The organism is Spirosoma flavus (assembly GCF_054778555.1).
Window position 1 is genome coordinate 837851 of record NZ_BAAGZL010000003.1, and the last position, 22247, is coordinate 860097.

Here is a 22247-nt window from a genome sequence, read left to right on the forward strand (position 1 = left end):
AACGATGTACGCAAATCAGGGCGAAATGCGGCATGAGGAGCTTAACCTCCTATGCAACAGGACTTCTATTGGTTTGTCTAGGCATTTCTGATTTCACGGTTCAGGCGCAGGGTTTACCACAGAAACAGGATACAAACTGGCAAAAAAAACTCACACAACGGTATAATCAGCTACGAAAACAAACGCTTCAGCTGGCGCAACGTAACGGTTGGTTCCTCCGCAAAAACTATTCCAGACAACGTATTCTTCAGCTTCAGGAAATCGATCCGTTCGGGCAACCGATTTATTATACGTCGCATAATACCGAAGCGGCACGCGGTACGCATACGTTAGCCCTGCACGGTCAGGGATCATTACCCATCGCCTTGTCTGGCAATTCTCCGGTTATGGCTGGCCGATTGGGTCTTTGGGATGGTGGACGGGTGCTGACTACCCATCAGGAATTTGCGACATCGGCAGGCAGCACCGCCCGAATTGTTCATAAAAACAGTTCGTCCATTCCTAACGATCACGCTACACATCTGGCTGGTACGTTGATTGCCCAGGGCATCAATCCCGATGCGAAAGGCATGGCTTTTGGAGCCAGTCTGTCGGTCTGGGATTATACCGATGATATTATCGAAATAAGTTCGGCGGCTCCTGATCTGCTGATTTCCAACCACGCGTATGGTCCGGTTGTTGGCTGGGTTTTCAACGAATCACGACCCGGCAACGACCCAAATCTGAAATGGGAATGGTGGGGAAATACGTCCATAAGCGCTACCGAAGATTATCTGTTCGGTTTCTACACGACCCGCACACAGGACCTCGACCGGATTGCCTATAACAACCCATTTCACCTGATGGTACGTTCGGCAGATAATAAACGGGGCGAAACCGGTCCGCCCGAAGGTACGCCGTATTACCTCAAAAACACAGATACTCAGAGTAAAAGAAGTCGGAGTAGGAATGATACATATGATGTGATTCCAGCCGAAGCGACGGCCAAAAACGTGCTGACCATCGGGGCGGCAAATCTTACGTACACCGACCCCAATCAGCCAACTCTGGAAGGTACAACTGCCTTTAGTGGCTGGGGGCCAACCGATGATGGACGTATCAAACCGGATATTTTGGGCGTCGGCTCTACCGTATTATCGACGCTAAGCAGCAGCCAGTCGGCTTATGGTACGTTGTCAGGTACCTCAATGGCGTCTGCCAACGTAGCAGGATCTCTTTTTTTACTTCAGGAATTATACGCCAAACAGCGAGCACCGGGACTGCCGCAGACGGGGCAATTTATGCAGGCTGCTACGTTGAAAGGGCTGGCTATACACACCGCCTACCGCCAGAATCCCGCAGCCGGACCCGATTATCGGCAAGGCTGGGGATTGCTCAACACCGAAGCGGCTGCCCGTTTGTTACTCAACGAAGAGCTGGCGCATACTATTCAGGAAAAAGTCTTATCTACAGGTAGTACGTTTAGCCAAACGGTTGTAGCTCAAGGCTATGAACCGTTAGTTGCTACGCTCTGCTGGACTGATCCCGAAGGCACGGCAACGCCCGTTATTGCCAATTCGTTGAACAGTCGAACGCCAAAACTAGTCAATGACCTTGATCTGCGCTTAAGTGATGGAATGTATGTCGACATGCCTTTTGTCATGGACCCGGAACACCCTGAAATGGCGGCCAGTCGAGGAAACAACGACCGGGATAACGTGGAACAGGTGATTATTGCGAACCCGATTCCGGGAAAAATATATACTCTTACCGTATCGCACAAAGGAAAATTAACCTATTCAAGCCAGCCTTATTCATTACTTATCAGCGGCTTAAAACGTAGTAAGTGCGAACTTTCGGCCACTATTTCGCCCAGCCGGGATACTGTATTGTGCGATGGTTCTGCTCTACGCCTGCAACTAACAAACCCTTCTGCTAACCTGCGCTATCAGTGGTTACGGAACGGTAGTACGTTGACCGATGGCATCAGCAACGATTACAGCGTGTCTCAGGAAGGTGCTTATACACTACGTATCACCGACGAAAAAGGGTGTTCTGCTACGTCGCAACCGGTTAAAGTTCAGCTTAAGAAACCACTGGCCGCCATTACGCCGACGGGCAATCAGTGGCTTTGCGCCGGTCAGGGAACCGTTCAATTAAAAGCTAATTCAGCTAACGGCGTACGAATTGAATGGCTGCGTAACAGTGAGCTGGTAGCTGTTGGAGAGGTCGATACGTTGGCTGTTGACGAACCGGGCCGTTACCAGATTCGGGTTACGGAAGATGGCTGCCAAACCCTTTCGAACGAAACGGTAATGCAACCCACCACGTTGTTAAATCTCGAATTGCTTCCACAGGAAACGGACCTGGTTCTGCCACAGGGAGCTACCATTACGTTGCGGGCACCCGTCGACACTACGTACCGTTATCAGTGGTATCGCGATAATCAGGCACTGGCCAATGCTATAGCCAATCGATTAGTTGTGGCGCAGACAGGTGTTTATAAGGTGCTGATAAAACAGCAAACCTGCGAGAGTTTTTCCAGCGAACGTATCGTGCAAAGCTCAGTTATAACGGCCACAACACCAGAGCCAACGGGTGCCTTTTCAATTTATCCGAACCCTGCCGAACATACGCTTTCGGTACGTTACGAAAATCCGTCGGCTAAACAGGTGCAGTTACGTATTTATGATCTAAAGGGTGCTTTACAACAACCCGTTGTTACTGCAAAATCGCGAAATAATCAGGTTGAGGAAATAATTTCTGTGCAGAGTCTGCCGCCCGGTAGCTACATTCTTCAACTAACCGACGATTCCAATACGTTCAGCCGACGTTTTGTCAAAAAATAACCCCGACCTTCACCGCACGTAGCGACGTAAGTCGGGGAAATTATAATTACGAATCGCATTACTCAACGTAATGGCACTCGTAAAGAAGCTCTATTTTCCTTTGCCTGAACCCGCTTCCTGTGCCAGAGCCAGTTTAACGGCTTCATACAAATTAACAATACCGCCCGATTTTGACAGAGAAGCAAAATCAACGCTATCGGTGGATTCTGGCCGCTGAACTTTGGTGCTATACGGCGTGGCCGATTGCATGATGATCCGCTTGATATCGGCGTAAGTCAATTTCGGAAAATACGATTTCAACACCGCAGCTACGCCAGCAACTACGGGCGACGCCATGCTGGTACCGCTATTGTTTTCGTACTTGCTACCAGGCACGGTCGAATAAATGTCTTTGCCAGGTGCAAACACGTCAACGTTTTTCTTACCGTAATTCGAGAAACTGGCTACCAAGTCGGAATTGTTCGGCTCAGCGCTGGCTCCAACCGTAATGACGTTGGCAATTTCAGTACCATCCATGAAACGGGCGGCCGGATAACTGGCGGCCGTATCGATGTCTTTGCCATCGTTACCGGCTGCGTGAACCAGCAATACACCTTTAGAAAGTGCGTAGCGTTCGGCATCTTCAACGGCTTTGCGCTGGGGCGAATAATCTTTTCCGAAGCTCATGTTAATAATCTGCGCTCCGTTATCGACCGCGTAACGAATGGCGTTTGCTACGTCTTTATCACGCTCGTCACCATCGGGAACGGCCCGTACACCCATAATCTGCACAGCGTCCGCAATACCCAAAATTCCCAGATTATTGCTCCGGTCGCCACCAATGATGCCCGCTACGTGGGTGCCGTGATCAGGTCGTGGGCCAGCAATATCAGGATTGCCGTAATCGCGCTGGTTTACATTGTTTGGATCATCGCCAACTATTGACCGGGCGTCAAACTCGGGATTATAGTTGAATTCAGCCCGCGACTTGAGTTGCTCATTAGCCTTTTCAAGTTCGCTCATTACTACGTCCGTCGAACCCGCTTTTTGTTCACGTAGCAGACGTAGCACACCCATCACAGGCCGTTTCAGAGAAGCATCTCGGAGCGTATCGGCGGCTTTGCTCAACGTAGCGGTATCGAGTTTCGTTACGTTCAGGGCTTTTTTCAGCATCGTTACCGCCGATGTAAACTGCTCAGCGAATTGGCTGATACCCTGGTATTGTGCTTTATATTGAGCCCGGTTTTTCGAGACTTCGTCTTTTACTTTGGTGTAAAGGTCGAACTCTTTCTGCTCAGCCGGTTTCAGCGTTTTGCGATCCTTCCCTTCGTATTTAGGCTTTAATTGAACGTAGAGTCGGGTCACTTCAGCCGATTCTACGTCGACGTTACGTCCGTCTTTCCCACCCAGAAAATTCCAGCCGTGGACATCATCAACGTAGCCATTTTTGTCGTCGTCTATTTTATTACCCGGAATTTCTTTCGGGTTCGTCCAGAGAATCCGCTTCAGGTCTTCGTGGGTGGTGTCGATACCGCCGTCAATCACTGCCACCACTACGGGGGTAGGTTTACGATCTTTAAGGAGTTCGCGGTAGGTGCGTTCAACGCTGATGCCCGCCGTATTATCGGTTTTATCGCGCAGATACCACTGCGTTTCCTGCGCCGAAGCTGCTACCGACAGCAGCCCAACCGACGCACAGATAAGGAGTTTCTTCATGTATTAATAACGGAAAATAAACCGTACAAGTTACAAAGATGCAATCGCTCGATCACTTAAAACTTGTTAAACGGCAACATGACATTCTCTACGGTTTGCTATGATTGGCGTTCTTGTAATGTTCAAGAAGCAAATCCTCGCCAAAATCGTTTGTTAGATCCCGCACAACCGTATGTATGTGATTAGCATTGGTTTGCGTATTATCATATTCGATCAGAATCGTGGGCCCGTGGATGCGGTAATACCAGCCTTTTCCTTCGCCCAGTTCCGGCGTAAGATCACCCGCCCAGGCAAACCGGAGGTTATCCAGACCATCTTTTTCGAGTTTGTCCATTTGCTGCTTGGCCAGCGTAACGCGGTAACTAGTCAGGTAGGCCTGCAACAGTTCCATAAAGAGTTTCTTCTGGTCAGGCTTCATGTCTGCCATCCGAATACCATCCATTTTTTCAAGCGACGCTTTCCGTTTATTGCTCGTAACAATATCTCCATAAGCTACGGCTGCCAGTATCGCCTGTTTACGCTGATTTTCATCAAGCGTTTTCAATAAGGCAAACGCCCGTTCAGTTTCCTGTTTCAATATTTGCCGGCCTTTCTGTGGCAGCGTTTTAACCCGTTCGTCCGACATGCGTTTGTCAGCCATTTTGGGATCGTATTCCAGAATAGCTGGGTTGATTCCAAAAAATGTGGGTGTCTGGGCAACGACCTGCCCTTCTCTCGACAGAAAATGGAGCGATAAATGGTGCCCTTCTATACGCCAGCTCCAGGGATCTTTTGCGGCTGGTTCTCCAAAAATGGTAAATGCAAAGTTATTAGGGTCGCGATAAGTATCGTTTGGCGGTCGATTGTCAATGACACGTAGCACATTTTCCGTATCCATAATGTCCATCACGCGCTGATATCCTTGCACGCTCAGACCCGTTTTGAGCAGCGTCATAGCCGCTTTTCGTTGCTCGTCGGTCATTTGTTTCAAGGGCAATCCCTTTCGTTCGCGTGGCACAAAATGCCAGTTAAAGCGCTCCTCGTCATTGAGCGGGAACGTAGCAATTTTACGCTGTTCGGGGGTAAGAGTTGCCAGGAAAGTGGTGGCGGCATCGAACATTTCGTCTTTCAGACGTTGCTGAACGGGTAATGTTTTAGCTGGTGGAGTAATCTGGGCCAGAGCTGTGGTGGTAAGCAGCCAGCCGAAAAGGAAGTATTTCATAGTAGATCGGTTTTGCGCACCTGAAAAAGTATTACGCAATATTTATCTACCTGTAGTCCAATAAGCTATGGACCGAATCTTATGATAATAATGGCAGAATATACCCCACTCTCCCTAACAACCGAACCGATTTAGTAGTTAAGCCTGTAACCGTTACGTTAAATTATGATTATGTCTAATCGGCCTAATGGTACTGGACCTCTCGATTTTCTGGCGCTGCGCTACCTCCGTCAGGCGCTCGAAGTGGAACATCCGGTCGATGAACCGTACGTACTCAATCCCATTGAAAGTCGGGTTATTCGACGTACTAAACTCATTACGTTAACTATTGCCGCGCTATTGGGCGTGGTGGGCGTTTTGCTGCTATACGGACCTCAATACCTGTGGCCCGACATATTCGTTGATACCCCCGTCACGCTTTTTGGTACTACGTATGGCATTCCGCTGGTTGCTACGTTATATGGCCTGTTGCTGGTTTATCTTGAAGTTAATCTGTTGATAGGTCTCAATCTGCGGAGTGTCAGTATCATCATGCGGGTGTGCCAGTTTCCGCGTGCACACGATGCCCAGTATGACCGTCACGTACAGGCCCTGGCCGATGCGGCTCTTGAAAAAACCAATAAAGGTATTTTGCGCTTTGGTATTGACCCTTATTTAAACTTACCACGCTGGGGCCTTACGATTTTTTTTCTGCTCAATATGGCAAAGGCCGCTTTGAGTAATCTGGTGCTGAAGTTCCTGATTAAACGATTTATTGGCCGTTTCGCACTACGTCAGGTAGTTGATCTGGCGGGGATGCCTATCTACGCTTTCTGGAATGCCTGGGCATCCTGGCAGGTGCTGCACGAGGCTCAGGTACGTATCATGGCTCCGTCTACGATCCGCGAATTTGTTCATGAGTTATACGAAGAATGGGGAAAAAATATCGCCTTTCGTCCGCTGATCCTGGAAGCCCTTCAATACGTTGCTATTCTAAAGCGTCAGTACAATTACGCTCATTTCTTACTTACCGAAACGCTCGTAGACCAGTTCGATTTGCGGGCCAATACGCCATTAAAAGGCAATTTTCCGGAACAGGTGAAGCAAGCGCCAGAAGCTGTCCGCCGAAGTCTGGAGCGCTTAATAGTTTTTGGCGTACTGATCGATGGCAAACTTTCGTGGCTTGAAAAACGACGGCTCAATGAGCTACGAAAAAAGCAATTGTTAACTTATTCAGCCGAAGATATTGACCGGATTGGTAAAGAGTATAACGAAGGAAAAGGGTTGTGGGTGTAGCTATGATGTAGAGACAAGGCATGCCTTGTCTCTACGTATGATCACATTTTTTTTCCTTCGGCGAAAATGTCTTCCTGATCGAGCATTTGTGGATTCACAAATACATCAGCCTCATTGATTGTACGACGGATTGGCTCCGTATTTGGACTTTGCCGGTGGTGCTTAAACGCGCTATCGGACGAGTAATGGCAAACGTACGATTTTCGTGTCAGCGCTGGATCACGAATCTCATCACCTCCATGGGCTAGAGCTGCGTGCCACAGCAATACGTCGCCTTTTTTGATTAGTAGAGTTTTCTTCTCAAGACCAGCTTTCTGACAGGCTTCATCAAGGTATTTGGCGAAATCGTTCGGATTCAGCGTCGATTTGTTGTTGAAGAAAATTCCGTTGCCGAAGTTGAATTTCCCTACTGTGTGCGAGCCAGGATAATAGAAAAGCGGACCTGAATCGATATGAACATCTTCGAGGGCTATCCAGGCAGCCGCCAGGTGACTTGGGATTTCGGATACTACGTAGGCAAAATCCTGGTGCGTTGCCTGCTGACTACCGTATTTGAACAGCAGACTCTGCATAGCAATTACTTTATCGTTAAACACGGCCTGGAGAAACGTTACAATGTTTTTATGTAACATGATCTTCTTCCCAATCACCGAGTTTTCATGAAAGTCCATGAATTTGATGTAGGGGCCATTGAGTACCTTCTGCGGTACGTCTTTAATGGGCTGAACTGGATTTGCCTGATACTCTGGCAGGTCGATACGTACCAGCGTTTCGTATTTTTCGTGATGATCGATAAGTTGTTCAACTTCGCTCCAAAGTTGGTCGAGCCACTCTTTTTGGATAGCCTGCTCCAGAATAACGTAGCCGTTTTTCTTCCAGAACTTCATCTTTTCGGCCAAATCGTAGGATAGGCCTTTATCAGCTGGATGCTGTTTTACAAAGGCGTCTATATCAGCGCCTTCCTTATCGATCCAGGGTAACGTAGCGTAATCAAATTCCGTTACTGTTTTTTCGGGCATCAGGGTCCGTTTGGCAACAGACTTTAGCTTATCAAATAAACTGCTCATAATTGAGGGCTGGTTAATTCCCAAAAATAGCAGAAAATTAATTGACTAGTTAGAGCTACTAGGTAAGTCTTGCAAAACGTATCAAACGGCTCATTCCACTTTTTCAACCGTTTTATTCTTAGTCACTTTAACTTCGTTAATGCGTTTATCATCAGCCGATAAAACGTGGAAGGTGAACCCGCCATATGTCGTTTCTTCGTTGGTTTTGGGCAATCTATTGAACAGCTCCAACAGTAAGCCCCCAAGTGACTCACTGTCGCCCTGAGCCCCTTCGAACGTAGTGATATCGACATTCAGCACCCGACATACGTCGGTTAGCAGCATTTTCCCTTCAAATACAACAGTGCGGTCATCCTCACGATGGTATCCGACGGCCGTTTCATCGTCAAATTCATCGTTTATATCGCCAAAAATTTCTTCGATAATATCTTCTAACGTAACAAGTCCCCGCGTACCTCCGTATTCATCAACAACAATGGCGATGTGTACCCGACGCTTCTGAAAATCCTGAAGTAAATCGTCTACTTTTTTATTTTCCGGAATAAAAAAGGCAGGACGTAACAATTCCTGCCAGCGGAACGTATCGTCTTGATGAATGTGGGGCAGTAAATCTTTGATGTATAAAATTCCGTCTACCTGATCAAGTGATTCGTGATAAACCGGCACCCGCGAGTACCCCGACGCGTTAATTTGAGCCAATAGTTCACTAAATGGCAACTCGTTGTTAACTGCAGAAATATCGAGTCGGGCACGCATGACCTGGCGTACCGTCAGATTACTGAAATTAACAATGCCTTTAAGAATTTCTTTCTCTTCTTCGGTAGCGTCGTTGCCAGTCAGTTCAACAGCCTGGCTCAGCTCTTCAACCGATAATTTATAGCCACGCCGGTCAATACGCTTATCAATCTGATTACTCAACGTAACGAGCAGCATCGCCAGCGGTCGAAAGACAAAAAGCCCTGCCTGCGCCAGCGTGGCCGTCCGACGTGCGACCATCAGGTTATTCTGACTGGCATATACTTTCGGAATAATTTCTCCGAAAAGTACAATCGCGATAGCCGTAGTAAGCGTAACGCCAGCCAACACCCAGCCTGAGCCCTGAGCCCGCGAGAATGCCCATGTCAGATACGTAACAATAACGACGATGGCGATATTAAGGAGATTATTAAAAATAACCAGCGAAGCCAGCAGCCGCTTGGGACGTTCCAACAAGTTAGCGATACGTCGGTCGTCGTTTTTATGGCTGTCGCGGCAAAAAGCTCGGTCGTCGGGCGAGAGCGAGAAGAAGGCAGCTTCGGAAGCTGACACTAAACCGGCTAGTGTCAGGAGCAGTAGAATCAGCGCCAGATAGGGTCCGTATAAATTAAAATAGGTGCCCCAGCTTTCTGTGGCTGGGAGCACCTGTCGAGGAAGAGGGTCACTAAGGTCCATGTATATCGAATCTCGTTCAACAATAGAGCGCGCTTCAGACTAGAACGGAAGGTCATCATCGGCAGTGCTCTCAAAGGGAACCGGCTCCGGTGCCTTACGAGCAGCCGGTTGCGGGCGTGGCGTCGCAGGTGGCGGTGTAGGTGCCGTTTGTACTGGCGCTGCCTGCTGCCGGGGCGCTTCGTAAGGAACATCATCCTGGCGGTCGGCGTTCGGACTACCTAATAATTGCATGGTATTGGCCCGCACCCGTAGCGATGTCCGCTCTTTACCTTCTTTATCTGTCCAGATTTCAGTACGTAAACGACCTTCTACGTATACAGAATTCCCTTTCTTTAAATATTTTTCAGCCACTTTGGCTTGTTCATTCCACAACTCAACCCGGAACCATTCAGTCTGCTCAACTTTTTCGTTATTCCGGTTAGTGAACTTCTCTGTGGTGGCCACGTTGAACGTAGCAACAACAGCTCCACCATCCAGATATCGCACTTCAGGATCGGCACCCAAGTTACCGATTATAATCATCTTATTCAGACTTGCCATACTATTTGATTTGTTGGTTACGTAGGAAAATGCGTAGTGTTTAAGAGGATTAAAGATACTGAAATATACCCGTTTATCCAAGTAGATTCCCAAAATAGTTTGTAATAATTACCGGCTTAGGGAGTTGACTTATTTCACTATAAGTATACCATTTTAACCCAAATGGTAAGCTACTCAAATCTTCCTCTGCTACGTCCAAAATGTAGAATGTAGCACGTATTCGCTGATGAGAAAGCAGTTGAGCAGACGTAATGGGTGACTGCGTCAGTACGCTACGTTCAACTAGCTTTTCAACCGATTCAGGAAGCGGAATGTCACGTAGCAACTCTTTTGCTTCGTCGGTTTCAATCAGGCAAAAATCATGCAGATTTTGCCAAATATCTTTATCAGTACGTTCCCGCATAGCCACTTTACCATCAGTCCGGAAAATAAGATAATTAAAAAATCGCTCGCGGACAGGTGCTTTCTTTGCCTTAACAGGCAGTTTATGCTGACGACCTGTCAGATAAGCCGCGCATTGTTGTTGTAACGGGCAAATCAGACAATCAGGTGACACAGGTGTACACTGTATAGCCCCGAATTCCATAATAGCCTGATTATACGTAGCAGGATCGTTTGCCGATTGAATCAGACGAGCAGCAAGGCCCGCAAATGTCTTCTTCGCATTTGTTGTCGTTACATCCTCTTCAATCCCAAAAACGCGCGCCAGTACTCGGTACACATTTCCATCAACAACGGGCACACGTTCTCCAAAGGCAAATGAGGCAATGGCTGCTGCTGTATATGCCCCTACCCCTTTCATTTTCAGTAGCTCGGAATAAGTAGCAGGGAACTTCCCAGCAAGCTCCTTGGTTACATAGCGAGCCGTCTGATGCAAATTTCGGGCACGGGAATAATAGCCTAAGCCCTGCCAAAGCCTGAGCAATTCGCGTTCATCAGCAGCCGACATGCTGGCAACATTCGGATAAGCTTCTATGAACCGTTCATAGTAGGGTTTACCCTGAGCGACACGCGTTTGTTGGAGAATAATTTCGGACAACCAGATACGGTATGGATCACGCGTATGGCGCCATGGCAAGTCCCGTTTGTGGTATTCATACCAGCTCTCGAGAGTCGGTGCAAATGATAGTTCGATTGTGTTAAAGTCTGATAGCCAATTCAAAGTAAAAGAAGAAAATCTAACTACTCCTGAAAAACGGGCGCATGAACGCTTTTAAATTTATAGGAAACCCCCTACCTTTGTGCTCCCGTTTAGGACCCCAATTTTCAACATTGTAATAAACGTTAAAGTTTAAGAAGTCGTGACGAAAGCAGACGTAATTGCAGAAATTTCCGAAAAGACCGGAATAGACAAAGCAGAAGTAACAAACACGCTGGAAACTTTCTTTTCGGTAGTTAAAGACTCATTAGCTGAAGGCGAGAACATTTATGTTCGTGGTTTTGGCAGTTTTATTAACAAGAAAAGAGCCCAGAAAGTAGCCCGGAATATCTCTCAGAATACCGCTATGGTCATTGCAGAGCATTTCATTCCCAGCTTCAAGCCTGCCAAAGTTTTTGTTGAGCAGGTTAAATCAAGTGAAAAGACTAAGGTAACGGCGTAAGGCGTCCTATTGTTAGAGACTTGGACGTTTAGCAAGGTGATGCTCATATCATGAATAAATCAGTGCTGTTTGTTATCATATTGGCTGCGGCCCTAACGGTAGGGTTATATTCTCTGCCGAAAGTGGTAGTACGTAATGAAAACAAACAACTCAGTGAGCGGACCTCGCCGAATGCGTCTTCTCAACATAGTTCGGGTGCAGATAAAAAAGCCGCTCCAGCAGATGCCTCTACTGGAGCGGCAATGCACGAAAAACCTCTTTCAGCCGCGCAACAGAAACGTTTGCTGGAGTTACGAGCACAATTTCTTTCAGCTCCAGTGGCGGAAAAAGCGGCAAGTGGGACCAAATTAATTACGTTCTTCCGGGAAGCTACTCGCTATGATAGTGCAGCACACTACGCAGAAATGCTGGCGACGTCCCAACCTACTGAACAAAATCTACTTCGGGCAGGAGACCTTTATTTTGAAGCCTATACATTTGCAGTTGATGCTCAGAAAACGGCTTCGCTAGGTCAGAAAACCCGCGATTTATATCAGCAGGCGCTTACTAAAAACCCGAATTTGCTGTCGGCAAAAGCTAATATGGCGATGACGTATGTCAATACCGACACACCTATGCAGGGTATTATGCTTCTGCGGGAGGTGATTAAACAAGATCCAACTAACGAACTGGCTCTGTTTAATCTGGGATTATTGTCGATGCGGTCGAATCAATACGAACGTGCTATTGAGCGCTTCCGGCAAATTTTGGTTACTAATCCTGCCAGTAGAAAAGCTCAGTTTTATCTGGGTATCAGTTTAGCCGAAGCTGGTCAGAAAGCCGAAGCCCGTCAGGTACTGGAGCAGGTAAAAAAGCAGGAAAAAGACCCGCAGATTCTGGCTGCTGTACGCGAGTATGAAGAGCGGCTAAAAAATTGAGTTATACAGTTATAAAGTTTTGGTGTTATATAGTTGATTCTGAAGAGCATAACTATATTTCCCTAAACTAAAACTTTACAACTTTCTTAGGGCTTAGCCGGTTGGCAAGCCGACATGTATTTCAACCATAAAAATATTTATTAACATGCCTTGCGGAAAGAAACGGAAACGGCACAAGATTGCAACTCACAAGCGAAAAAAACGGCTCAGAAAAAACCGGCATAAGAAAAAGTAGTTTTAATGTTTCAGGTTTCAAGTTCCAGCGCTTACGTGAAACCTGAAACCTGGAACCTGAGACTATTTTTAGGGAAGCCCGTGCTGGTCTGTAAAGCCCGTACGTGGCTTTTTTTTTAACATAGCCATTCTAACCGTAAATTCATCTTGTGAGTAATGAATTAGTTATCAGTTCGACTCAGAAGGGTGATCGGATTGCGCTCTTGCAGAACAAGAGACTGCTGGAGTATCACGAGGAGGAGTTAGACAGCAGCTTTACTGTTGGCGACCTTTACTTAGGAACAGTTAAGAAATTATCATCGGGTCTCAACGCTGCATTTGTGGACGTAGGCCATGAAAAAGATGGATTTCTACACTATCAGGACTTAGGGCCAAACATAAATTCGCTCAATAAACTGGTTAAAGATGTGGTTGCCAAGCGCGTTACGTCCGGCCGGTTGAGCGGCATGAAGCTGGAACCAGTTATCGAGAAAATCGGTAAAATCGATAAGGTGCTGACTAAGAATGCGCCAATCCTGGTTCAGGTGGTTAAAGAACCTATCTCAACCAAAGGTCCACGCCTTTCCTGTGATATTTCCATTGCGGGCCGCTATCTGGTCCTTGTGCCATTCTCCGATGGTGTCAACCTTTCTAAAAAAATCACCGACCGGGCCGAACGGTCGCGGCTTATGCGACTTATGTCGTCCTTAAAGCCTCAGAATTTCGGTGTCATTGTACGTACTGTTGCGCAGGACAAAGACGTTGAAGAGCTTGACCGTGACCTGCAGCATTCACTTGCCAAATGGGATCAAGCCATTAAAACTTTGGCCGAGGCCAAGCCACGTGACCGTGTGTTTGGTGAAATGAACCGCGCTTCATCCATCCTTCGGGACATGCTCAATGAATCGTTCGAGAGTATTACGGTCGATACAAGAGAATCGTTTGATGAAATACGTAATTACATTCATACGATTGCTCCCGAAAAAGAGAAAATTGTAAAGCTTTATTCTGGCAAAACGAAAGTCTTTGAAGCGCTCGGCCTCGAAAAACAACTCAAATCATTATTTGGTCGCTCTGTGAGTTTGCCAGGGGGTGGGTATTTGATTATTGAGCATACCGAAGCCTTACATGTCATAGATGTAAATAGTGGTAACAAGTCTAATTCTGAGGAGGATCAGGAGGCTACCGCTATCAGCGTAAACCGGGAAGCGGCTAAAGAAATTGCGCGACAGCTTCGGCTTCGTGACATGGGTGGAATTATCGTGGTAGATTTTATCGACATGAAGAAAGCAGAAAATAAAAAACTTCTGCAGGACATCATGCGCGATGAGATGAAACCTGAACGGTCGAAATTTACAATTTTACCACTCACCAAATTCGGGTTAATGCAGATTACGCGTCAGCGTGTTCGCCCCGAAATGAACGTAGTAACTCGTGAAGTTTGTCCGACTTGCGGAGGTACCGGTACTATTCAAGCAAGTGTGTTAGTAACCGATGTAATTGAAAACAACCTGGATTACATTCTTACGAAACAGAATGAGCGAGGGATTTCGATATCAATGCATCCATTTCTATATGCTTATTATTCTAAGGGTTTCTACTCAAAGCAAATGCAATGGTTTGTAAAATATATGACCTGGGTTAAACTAGTGAAGGATAGTTCTCTGGGAATAGTAAATTTTAAGTTTTTTAATAAAACTGGAGAAGAGATTGAAATTAGTAATAATACTTAATACGTAGTAAAATTTTACTACGTATGTCATAAAATGCATAAAGGCCATTTGATTTGAACAAATGGCCTTTATGCATTTTATGAAGTTATATTTGCATTTAATGAAGAATTTCCATTTCCATTAATTCGGTAAATATTTCTCGACCAACCACTTCTTCTACAGAATCGACAGCCTTTAAATTCAACAGAAGATCGCGTAAATCTTCAGTGATTTCGTAAGTCTGATACAACCTACGATCAAATAAAATAGGCGCCTGCTCTAAATCACAGAGCGTATATCGACTTTCATTGAATACTAATTGCTTCAAATTAGGTTTGAAAAATGTATTCCTGGGAGTTTCTGGTTCCAGAAACGAATGAATATAATTCCAGCCTTCCCACTGATCCAAGTAGCGGTTTACAAAAGGCCAAAAAGCATCATACAGCTGCTGTAGGGCCTCACGGCAAAACATTTCCCGATCACTCTGAGGAATAGGACGTATCACTTTAAGGCTATGCAATACGTTTGTCAGATCAGGTTGTCGATAACTAACAACCGGCACGATTGGCACACCCGTAGCATGTGATAAATAACCTACTCCTTTACGAGATAATATCCGCCTGTTCCCGAAACGCACTGACAGAAATTGGTCAGATTCACCGTCTTCTGGAGCCGTTTCAGGACTTCCATCGACATATACAATAAGCGAGCGACCAGCTTTCAGTTCACGGAGAACCGTTAAGCCAGCTGTAGGGCTTCCGGCTTCTACGATGCGAAACACATTCGTTAAGCCATGCTTCTTACGCAACGCGTCGATATGTTCAGTCATATTTCCACCTTGGCTGCGATTCATATTACTGCCTACTAATAAGACGCAGTCAATTCCCTGTCGAAAGAGTACGCTGGTTAGTAGCCGGTAAGAACCAAGGTGGTACGTACAATAAATTTTGTTATTATTACTCTTTCTGAAAACACTTTTATCTCCACGCACTTTTACCAAATCACCAGCCGTTAGACATTGCTGGTCAAATGTTGTAAAAACCTGGTTCAATAACAGCTTTCTGAACAGCGCTTCATGTTTTTGGCGCTGTATTGATGGAATAAGGTTCTCAACGTTAGCTGAAAACGTGGTAAATTTCATGAGATAACCCCGCTCCTTTTGCAGGTCGATTTGCTCGAAGTGATCCCGACAGCGAGCCAGTTCCTGTTTGTAAATATGGCGTGTAGTTATCATGGAGAAGAAATTTTTTAAAGCGAGAAAACAGGTTTTGAAATGCCTTTGAATTCAGCTACATATTCACAACACACACCGCCAGCTGATAAGAACTTCAGTAGATTGTTTGATTCAGCTTTGGCGTTAGTTTTCGATACACTTTTGAGGACTTGTGCTGGCTTGATGCTAAATTGTTTTTTCATGGGGATTTGTAGTTTTTTAGATTCTCTCCGAAGCTGAATATTCAGCCTGGTTATGACCCTTTTTTTATACTACAAAGTTACCTGCCCTTTAAAAGGGCATCAATCACGAAAAAGTCACAATTGCAAGTTGGGATTAGTTAAAAATTACTACTATATTGGGGGTAGATTTGAATAAGGTGACAGCATGAAGGAAATTCGACTCACTCGAGACTTCTTACGCAGACCGATAAACAGCCTGATTATGATGCTATGCATCGTGATTATCTATGAGGCTGTTTCATGGTCTGCTGCTTATCCTACAAAAATGCTTAACCTTGAAAAAGCGGGGGGGCTTTTACTGTATGTAGGAAGGTTCCTTCGAACCATGATTATTCCTGAATCAATTACAGTCTATGTAACCCTTGTATTGATTGATTATTTTCATAATTTTTGGCATATTAATTCAATCAAGAATGACTGGCCTTCCATAGGGCAATATGAGTTAAAATTCTTGCCAGTTATTTCATTATCTTTTTTAGTATTTAATCCAATAACACAGACTGTACGTTTCTTCTTAGAACAGTTTCCAAATTATACACTTAACAGTTATATACAAGAGTATATTCTCCATACATATTCATGGAGAACTTATCTAAAATATATATTTCCAATTATTTTAATTGGATATATCGCTCTAAATATTTCACTTCTTAAAGATTACCTGCAACAGCGTAAGCAGGCGCAAGAAAAGGCAGAAGCAGACGCAGCCGAAGCATCTCAAAAAGCTCTTGCATTATCGACGGTTTTTACACCAAAACCAGTCACATCTACTACGTATTTGGCCCATTTGAAAGGCAAAAACGCATTTGGTGAATTAGATTTTCCTGTAAATGACGCCTATTTTTTCACAATAGAAGATAGGTTCTATTATGCTGAGTTGCCTAAGGGAAGATATATGGTCGTTAAGACCCTTAATGAATTAGAAACGGAATTAGATCCGAATCAATTTTTTCGCATAAAGCGAGATTATATTGTAAACCGAGATGCAGTACTGAACTATGCTTATTGGGAGAACGGAAAATACATCGTCCGTCTCAATACACCTACACGATACGAGATTGTAGTTCCTCGCGCTCGTATGCAGGAATTTCGGGAATGGTTGCAGAAAACATCACCGCCTGATAGGGCATCCGATGCCCTATTAACTACAACCCACCTCAACTGACTTTTTTTAAAGATAATTCTTTACGGCAATACCATATCGGGGCAATTGCCGACAGCTGCTCAATTCTAATTTCCGGGCGATGTGTGTTTTATGATTAACCGCTGTTCGGTAACTGATACCCAGCACTTCTGCAATTTCAGTCGCTGTATGGCCAAAAGCTATCATACGCAGGACTTCTCGTTCTCGTTCAGTAAGACGATTTAATTCTTCACGTGTCTGTTCAGCCATAACTTCTACCCCATAATTTCGGAGTAAATTCATAAACCCATTGCTGTAATAACATCCACCGTCACTAACTGTCTGAAAACAGCGGTACAATTCGTCTAATCCATCAGACGCATAAAGAAATCCGTAGAAACCCATTTGCATAGCATTCGCAACAATCCGCAAGTCAGGTTTACTGGTATAAAGGATAAACTTTGTCTGAGGATTTGCCTGCCTCATTTCCTGTACAATTTCAAAGCCACGTTGGCCTGAAATCTCAGACTCCAGAATAACACATTGAGGTCGTTTCACTCTAATTTGCTGGAGCGTATCCTCCATTTCAACTGCTCGCCCGACAACGTTATATCCTTGCTCTTTAAGAAGCTGGCTTAGAACCTCACAAGTAAAGAGTTCTGATTGCGCAACGAGAATTGAAAAATCACGCCTGCGAATAGCAAATTTTTTATTAGCCTCCTGGCTAATGGCTGAATCATTCATGTCGATCTTACACTTATGGGAGATTGAAGATAACACAGATATTTTGTGTTTGTTAATAACGGTTCAAGAAATTGATTAATTCATTGGTGATTTCACACAGTATTTCGGGGCGATTTGGGTGATTTCATCCGGCGAAATGGTGATTTCACACAAATGGACTTGATTTAGGGCATATATTGAGGATACCTTTGATTCATCAAAGCGAAAAAAAAAGATTTGAAAATTTTTATCAGCGCAGGCAATGAATCAGGAAAATTTAGCAAAGTCATCTAACTACGAAGCTTCACCAGCCGAAATGGAAAAAATGATTCTGGAGTGGGCAACAGCTACTGATGCATTCCACGCCCGTTATGCAAAATTAACCCGTGTTATCAGCGGCTTACAAGGCTCTGCCCGTCGGCAACCAAATGAAACCCGTGCCCGTTTGCGTAAACTAATGGACTTGCGTCAGCACATGGGTGATGTTTTAATGACATTACTTCTTGACATGGGCAATCAGCAGCCTGGTCGTTCAGCGCTTCCATCAAAACCTGGCCAACTTCGTTCACATGCAACTTTATTGCGCGAAATGAGCCGTGAAATCGATGCCGAATTGATTACTGTCACTACGGTAGCGCAAGCATAGTGTTCAACCCTCCTTATTGATAAAGGTAAGCCCTAGACTGAATCTCAGTCTAGGGCTTTTTAGGTCAACTATTAAAGTATTACTTTAACCCGAAATAACCGTACCTAGTAGATTGGAGATATGCATGTCAATACGTTTGAAGTGCATAAATTCAGTTAAAAGCTGATCAGCTTCTTCAGGCGATTGCTTATTTGAATCGCGTAATAACTGCTGCAGAGCGGCCATACGCTGTTCAGCAAGCATTTTCTTGATACGTAGTATGTTCCGATACGCTGCGTCGGCTAATATTGAGATTTCTTCTTCAGACGGAACAAAAATTTCATGTTTTTCCCAACCGTTGCTGATTTCATAACGTGGGGTAGTCAGGTGAATTGCCTGTTGTTGAATTAGTGTGTTATCACTTTGCCGATTTAGAAAATCTTTTGCCGACAAAATTTCCCCCTTGTTATATGCTTCCCGAAACAAGGCTAATATTAAATCGAATGGTGAGGTCTGAAAGTTAATTTCATGCAATTCACTAAGAATATATTGGCACAGTGTAATGCCTGGCTCCAGTTCCCGCGCTCCATAATTCATGAGTAGCCGAACACATTCTTCCTCCTGGTATGAAATGGGTGTACGAGTTAGCTCTCGCGATTCCTGAGGAACTGCCGAATGGCTTGGTGCTACGTTTTCGAAATCTGGTATTGGACCATCTTCCGCACCAAAGCTTTCAAATAGCGCATTTATATCATCTACAGATGGTTCAACAGGCGATTTTGGAGCATCACTCGAAGGTTGATGTCTACTGTTGATACTACGTTGCTGCCGTTCTGAATCTTTCTGATGCTGCTCCTGCTGCTTACGTAGTAATCGATTTATTTCAGAAATGACAGATTGCTCACTAACATGAAAAACCTGAGCAACCCGTTGAGACAAGGTTTGTCGCTTGAGTAAGTCAGGAATTTTGGTGATACTGGCACAAACATCTGAAATACCCTCCGCTCTTTTGAGGGGATTTTCGCCGGCTTCTGTTAACCAATAACTGGCTTTAAAATCAATAAAATCCTGTGAGTGTTCTTTAATATATAATTTAAAGGATTCGGCTCCAATTCTGTGAACGAAGCTATCCGGATCTTCGCCATCGGGTAATAATAATAATCGGAGATTGAGTCCCTCCTCTAATATCATATCCAGCCCACGTAGTGCAGCCTTGATACCAGCCGCATCACCATCATATAGAATCGTTACGTTAGGTGTAAAGCGGGAAATTAATCGAATCTGTTCTGTGGTTAACGAGGTGCCAGAAGAGGCTACTACGTTCTTGATGCCAGCTTGGTGCAGCGAAATAACGTCCGTATAACCTTCCGTCAGGTAACAAACATCTTCCTGACGGATTGCCTGCTTCGCCTGGAAAATTCCGTACAATACCTGGCTTTTGTGATAAGCAGCCGTTTCTGGTGAATTGAGGTACTTGGGCTGATTCTTATCTACCTTTAAAATCCGTGCTCCAAATGCAATAACTCGCCCCGATACGTTATGGATAGGAAACATGACCCTCCCTCGGAAGCGGTCGAAAGTTTTACGATTGCCTCCTCCCTCTTTTTCCTTTGTTAAAATTAAGCCTGCTTTTTCGAGTAGTTCAACACTATAGCCCCGGCGTTGACCTTCCTGAAGTAAAGCATCCCAAGCATCCAGTGAATAACCTAATTCAAAAGCGTCGATGGTTGGGTTTGTGAATCCGCGTTCCCGGAAATAACTTAATCCAATGCTTTTTCCTTCGTCAGAATTTGTAAGTAATTCCTGAAAAAACGTTTTGGCAAAATTGAGTACAATCAATAAGCTTTCTCGTTCATTCTGACGTAGAAATTCCTCAGGGGTCTGCTCCTGCTCTTCAATTTCGATTCCGTATTTCTTCGCCAAATAACGTAGCGATTCGCCATAGCCGATGTTCTCAATGTCCATCACAAAGCGAACAGCGTCACCTGCTTTTCCACAACCAAAACATTTATAAATCTGTCGGCTAGGATTAACGTTGAACGAGGGAGTTTTCTCGTTATGAAACGGGCAGCAGGCTATATAATTCGTACCGCGTTTCTTTAACGATACGAAGTCATTAATTACCTCCAGAATATCAGCAGCCTGACGGATTCGTTCTACGGTTTCCTCGGGTATGCGCATCAGATAAAATTATTGCGTTACGTAATCATCAAAATTACGTCGAAAGTCGCCCAACTGTATATCATCATTTCGAAAAGGATGATTAGTCTGGAGATATAGTTCACTCAAATTTGTTTATATTCTTTTTCTCCATTCAGGATACAAATTTGGCAGCGTTTTTGCTAAAATTCTGTTTACGCTACGTGCGTTTGCTTCTAATAGGTTACCTCTGTCCGTAAATTGTTATGATCAAAAAATCTACACGTATTAATGATAGTGCAGATACTGCTTTCCAAAGCCGAGGCAATCAACGTATCATCGCCTTCACCATTGCTTTAGTTGCACTGATTCAAGCTTGTCAAATCCAGCCAGAACCAGACCGGCCTGCCCCTCCTACTGTGAATGGTAAAGCCGCTGATTATTATAGCAGTGATGTAGCAACCAAATGGGCTGGTCTTCAGTTGAAGCTTACTAAAACAACGCCTGGTTTTTCACCACCCGTTGCCTCACGGGCCTATGGCTATGCTGGTGTAGCTATGTACGAAGCCACTGTCCATGGAATTTCCAATCGAAAATCACTTGCCGGACAACTTAATGGATTGACTACGTTACCTCAGCCAGAAGCAGGTCAGACCTACAATTGGGCGCTTAGTGCTAATGCGGCAGAAGCCGCTATAATCAAAAATCTATATCCAACTACCAACGTAGCAAACAAGGCAACGATTGATTCGCTTGAAGCAGCTTTACAAACCGATTTTAAAGATGCCGATGATGCCGTTAATCAGCGTTCCATCGCTTTTGGGAGGCAGGTTGCTGATGCGTTGTTCGAATGGTCAAAAACCGATGGTGGTCACGAAGGTTATACCCGAAATTTTCCGGCAAGCTACGTAGTACCAGTGGGTGGTGGGCTATGGCAACCAACAGAGAATGGCCTGAAAATTCCAATGCAACCTTACTGGGGCAAAGTTCGAACGTTCGTCAAGGCAAATAATGATTTACCTATGCCGCATCCGCTGCCTCATTCTACAGACGTAAAGTCCGCAGTATTCGGTCAATATCTGGATGTTTACAACAAATCGAAAAGTTTAACGGAGACGGAAAAGGAAATTGCTGTCTGGTGGGCCGATAATCCTGTTGAAACATTTACTCCGCCCGGCCACTCCTACAGTCTCGCCCGAATTGCTGTAAAAACCTCAAACGCTACGTTGGCGAAAGCTGTTGAAACATTTGCAAGAACAGGAATTGCGGTTGCTGATGCTTTTACGCTATGCTGGCGGTGTAAGTACGTCTATAATAACCTACGTCCTTATACCTATGTACGGCTTGCCATCGACCCTGCTTGGGTTCCGTTCTGGCCAGCGCCCCCTTTCCCGGGATATCCGTCGGGTCATGCTACTCAATCGTCATCAGCCGCCACGGTGCTGACAGCCATCTACGGTGAAAATTTTGCCTTTACTGACGATTCGCACGTTGGCCGACCCAAAGATGCACTACGTAATATTGCGTTTAAAGCGCGATCATTTACATCCTTTACCCAAGCAGCTCAGGAATCAGCCGACTCGCGTTTCTACGGCAACATTCATACGAAACAGGATAACGAAACTGGGCTTACTGAGGGTAAAAAAATTGGGAATAATATAAACGCGCTGTCTTGGGCGAAGTAAAAGATAAAAGAGTAAGG

At 45.1% G+C, this 22247-nt stretch carries 18 protein-coding genes; 8 read left to right on the forward strand and 10 right to left on the reverse strand.

Annotation, left to right across the window (positions count from 1 at the left end; genetic code table 11):
- Window positions 1–32: 32 nt before the first annotated feature.
- Window positions 33–2828: a S8 family peptidase gene (locus tag ACYVF1_RS19925; protein ID WP_461082068.1), complete on the forward strand. Its 2796-nt coding sequence runs from the start codon at window positions 33–35 to the stop codon at window positions 2826–2828.
- 90 nt (window positions 2829–2918) lie between these two features.
- Here the strand turns inward: ACYVF1_RS19925 and ACYVF1_RS19930 are convergent, their stop codons facing one another.
- A complete protein-coding gene (locus ACYVF1_RS19930) occupies window positions 2919–4523 on the reverse strand; it encodes a S8 family peptidase (protein ID WP_461082070.1) in 1605 nt (534 codons plus the stop codon).
- An 88-nt stretch (window positions 4524–4611) separates the two neighbouring features.
- Window positions 4612–5724, reverse strand: coding sequence for a DUF3500 domain-containing protein (locus ACYVF1_RS19935; protein WP_461082072.1), 1113 nt, complete (start codon window positions 5722–5724; stop codon window positions 4612–4614).
- Between the two features lie 171 nt (window positions 5725–5895).
- Here ACYVF1_RS19935 and ACYVF1_RS19940 point away from each other — a divergent pair, with 171 nt between their 5' ends.
- A complete protein-coding gene (locus ACYVF1_RS19940; protein ID WP_461082074.1) occupies window positions 5896–6999 on the forward strand; it encodes an LBF_2804 family protein in 1104 nt (367 codons plus the stop codon).
- Between the two features lie 41 nt (window positions 7000–7040).
- Here the strand turns inward: ACYVF1_RS19940 and ACYVF1_RS19945 are convergent, their stop codons facing one another.
- The 4 genes from ACYVF1_RS19945 to mutY form a co-directional block, all read right to left on the reverse strand.
- Window positions 7041–8066 (reverse strand): phytanoyl-CoA dioxygenase family protein, encoded by a 1026-nt coding sequence (locus tag ACYVF1_RS19945; RefSeq protein WP_461082076.1) that lies wholly within the window; start codon window positions 8064–8066, stop codon window positions 7041–7043.
- A gap of 90 nt (window positions 8067–8156) precedes the next feature.
- The gene (gene gldE / locus ACYVF1_RS19950; RefSeq protein ID WP_461082077.1) at window positions 8157–9497 is read right to left on the reverse strand and encodes a gliding motility-associated protein GldE; all 1341 of its coding nucleotides are present in this window, start codon (window positions 9495–9497) and stop codon (window positions 8157–8159) included.
- 39 nt (window positions 9498–9536) lie between these two features.
- Window positions 9537–10037, reverse strand: a complete 501-nt coding sequence (locus ACYVF1_RS19955; RefSeq protein ID WP_461082079.1) for a single-stranded DNA-binding protein — start codon at window positions 10035–10037, stop codon at window positions 9537–9539.
- A gap of 73 nt (window positions 10038–10110) precedes the next feature.
- Complete coding sequence (gene mutY / locus ACYVF1_RS19960; RefSeq protein ID WP_461082081.1) at window positions 10111–11199, reverse strand: A/G-specific adenine glycosylase; 1089 nt, start codon at window positions 11197–11199, stop codon at window positions 10111–10113.
- Window positions 11200–11338: 139 nt separating this feature from the next.
- Here mutY and ACYVF1_RS19965 point away from each other — a divergent pair, with 139 nt between their 5' ends.
- The 3 genes from ACYVF1_RS19965 to ACYVF1_RS19975 all read left to right on the forward strand — a co-directional run bounded on the left by ACYVF1_RS19965 (window position 11339) and on the right by ACYVF1_RS19975 (window position 14501).
- On the forward strand, window positions 11339–11638 hold the full coding sequence (locus ACYVF1_RS19965; RefSeq protein ID WP_190886971.1) for an HU family DNA-binding protein: 300 nt from the start codon (window positions 11339–11341) through the stop codon (window positions 11636–11638).
- A 50-nt stretch (window positions 11639–11688) separates the two neighbouring features.
- Window positions 11689–12555, forward strand: a complete 867-nt coding sequence (locus tag ACYVF1_RS19970) for a tetratricopeptide repeat protein (protein WP_461082084.1) — start codon at window positions 11689–11691, stop codon at window positions 12553–12555.
- A 383-nt stretch (window positions 12556–12938) separates the two neighbouring features.
- Window positions 12939–14501, forward strand: a complete 1563-nt coding sequence (locus ACYVF1_RS19975) for an Rne/Rng family ribonuclease (RefSeq protein WP_461082086.1) — start codon at window positions 12939–12941, stop codon at window positions 14499–14501.
- Between the two features lie 97 nt (window positions 14502–14598).
- Here the strand turns inward: ACYVF1_RS19975 and ACYVF1_RS19980 are convergent, their stop codons facing one another.
- Together ACYVF1_RS19980 and ACYVF1_RS19985 are read right to left on the reverse strand one after the other, a co-directional pair.
- Window positions 14599–15714, reverse strand: coding sequence for a lysophospholipid acyltransferase family protein (locus ACYVF1_RS19980; RefSeq protein ID WP_461082088.1), 1116 nt, complete (start codon window positions 15712–15714; stop codon window positions 14599–14601).
- 14 nt (window positions 15715–15728) lie between these two features.
- On the reverse strand, window positions 15729–15896 hold the full coding sequence (locus ACYVF1_RS19985; RefSeq protein ID WP_461082090.1) for a hypothetical protein: 168 nt from the start codon (window positions 15894–15896) through the stop codon (window positions 15729–15731).
- Window positions 15897–16137: 241 nt separating this feature from the next.
- On the opposite strand from ACYVF1_RS19985, the gene ACYVF1_RS19990 reads away from it, so the two are divergent.
- Window positions 16138–17100 carry a LytTR family DNA-binding domain-containing protein gene (locus ACYVF1_RS19990; protein ID WP_461082092.1) on the forward strand — a complete coding sequence of 321 codons (963 nt, stop codon included), beginning with the start codon at window positions 16138–16140 and terminating at the stop codon, window positions 17098–17100.
- A gap of 6 nt (window positions 17101–17106) precedes the next feature.
- On the opposite strand, the gene ACYVF1_RS19995 is transcribed toward ACYVF1_RS19990, so the two are convergent.
- Window positions 17107–17802: a response regulator gene (locus tag ACYVF1_RS19995; protein ID WP_461082094.1), complete on the reverse strand. Its 696-nt coding sequence runs from the start codon at window positions 17800–17802 to the stop codon at window positions 17107–17109.
- A gap of 241 nt (window positions 17803–18043) precedes the next feature.
- Here ACYVF1_RS19995 and ACYVF1_RS20000 point away from each other — a divergent pair, with 241 nt between their 5' ends.
- Window positions 18044–18427 carry a hypothetical protein gene (locus tag ACYVF1_RS20000; RefSeq protein ID WP_461082096.1) on the forward strand — a complete coding sequence of 128 codons (384 nt, stop codon included), beginning with the start codon at window positions 18044–18046 and terminating at the stop codon, window positions 18425–18427.
- A gap of 84 nt (window positions 18428–18511) precedes the next feature.
- Here the strand turns inward: ACYVF1_RS20000 and dnaG are convergent, their stop codons facing one another.
- Window positions 18512–20587 (reverse strand): DNA primase, encoded by a 2076-nt coding sequence (dnaG, locus tag ACYVF1_RS20005; protein ID WP_461082097.1) that lies wholly within the window; start codon window positions 20585–20587, stop codon window positions 18512–18514.
- A 224-nt stretch (window positions 20588–20811) separates the two neighbouring features.
- Here dnaG and ACYVF1_RS20010 point away from each other — a divergent pair, with 224 nt between their 5' ends.
- Window positions 20812–22230: a vanadium-dependent haloperoxidase gene (locus ACYVF1_RS20010; protein ID WP_461082099.1), complete on the forward strand. Its 1419-nt coding sequence runs from the start codon at window positions 20812–20814 to the stop codon at window positions 22228–22230.
- Window positions 22231–22247: the final 17 nt, after the last annotated feature.

Coding starts and splice junctions, on each gene's coding strand:
- ACYVF1_RS19995 (WP_461082094.1), bottom strand. CDS start 17,802: ATGAATGATTCAGCCATTAGCCAGGAGGCTAATAAAAAATTTGCTATT.
- ACYVF1_RS19955 (WP_461082079.1), bottom strand. CDS start 10,037: ATGGCAAGTCTGAATAAGATGATTATAATCGGTAACTTGGGTGCCGAT.
- ACYVF1_RS19970 (WP_461082084.1), top strand. CDS start 11,689: ATGAATAAATCAGTGCTGTTTGTTATCATATTGGCTGCGGCCCTAACG.
- ACYVF1_RS19935 (WP_461082072.1), bottom strand. CDS start 5,724: ATGAAATACTTCCTTTTCGGCTGGCTGCTTACCACCACAGCTCTGGCC.
- ACYVF1_RS19925 (WP_461082068.1), top strand. CDS start 33: ATGAGGAGCTTAACCTCCTATGCAACAGGACTTCTATTGGTTTGTCTA.
- ACYVF1_RS19940 (WP_461082074.1), top strand. CDS start 5,896: ATGTCTAATCGGCCTAATGGTACTGGACCTCTCGATTTTCTGGCGCTG.
- ACYVF1_RS19990 (WP_461082092.1), top strand. CDS start 16,138: ATGATGCTATGCATCGTGATTATCTATGAGGCTGTTTCATGGTCTGCT.
- gldE (WP_461082077.1), bottom strand. CDS start 9,497: ATGGACCTTAGTGACCCTCTTCCTCGACAGGTGCTCCCAGCCACAGAA.
- ACYVF1_RS19930 (WP_461082070.1), bottom strand. CDS start 4,523: ATGAAGAAACTCCTTATCTGTGCGTCGGTTGGGCTGCTGTCGGTAGCA.
- ACYVF1_RS19945 (WP_461082076.1), bottom strand. CDS start 8,066: ATGAGCAGTTTATTTGATAAGCTAAAGTCTGTTGCCAAACGGACCCTG.
- ACYVF1_RS19980 (WP_461082088.1), bottom strand. CDS start 15,714: ATGATAACTACACGCCATATTTACAAACAGGAACTGGCTCGCTGTCGG.
- dnaG (WP_461082097.1), bottom strand. CDS start 20,587: ATGCGCATACCCGAGGAAACCGTAGAACGAATCCGTCAGGCTGCTGAT.
- ACYVF1_RS20000 (WP_461082096.1), top strand. CDS start 18,044: ATGAATCAGGAAAATTTAGCAAAGTCATCTAACTACGAAGCTTCACCA.
- ACYVF1_RS20010 (WP_461082099.1), top strand. CDS start 20,812: ATGATCAAAAAATCTACACGTATTAATGATAGTGCAGATACTGCTTTC.
- ACYVF1_RS19985 (WP_461082090.1), bottom strand. CDS start 15,896: ATGAAAAAACAATTTAGCATCAAGCCAGCACAAGTCCTCAAAAGTGTA.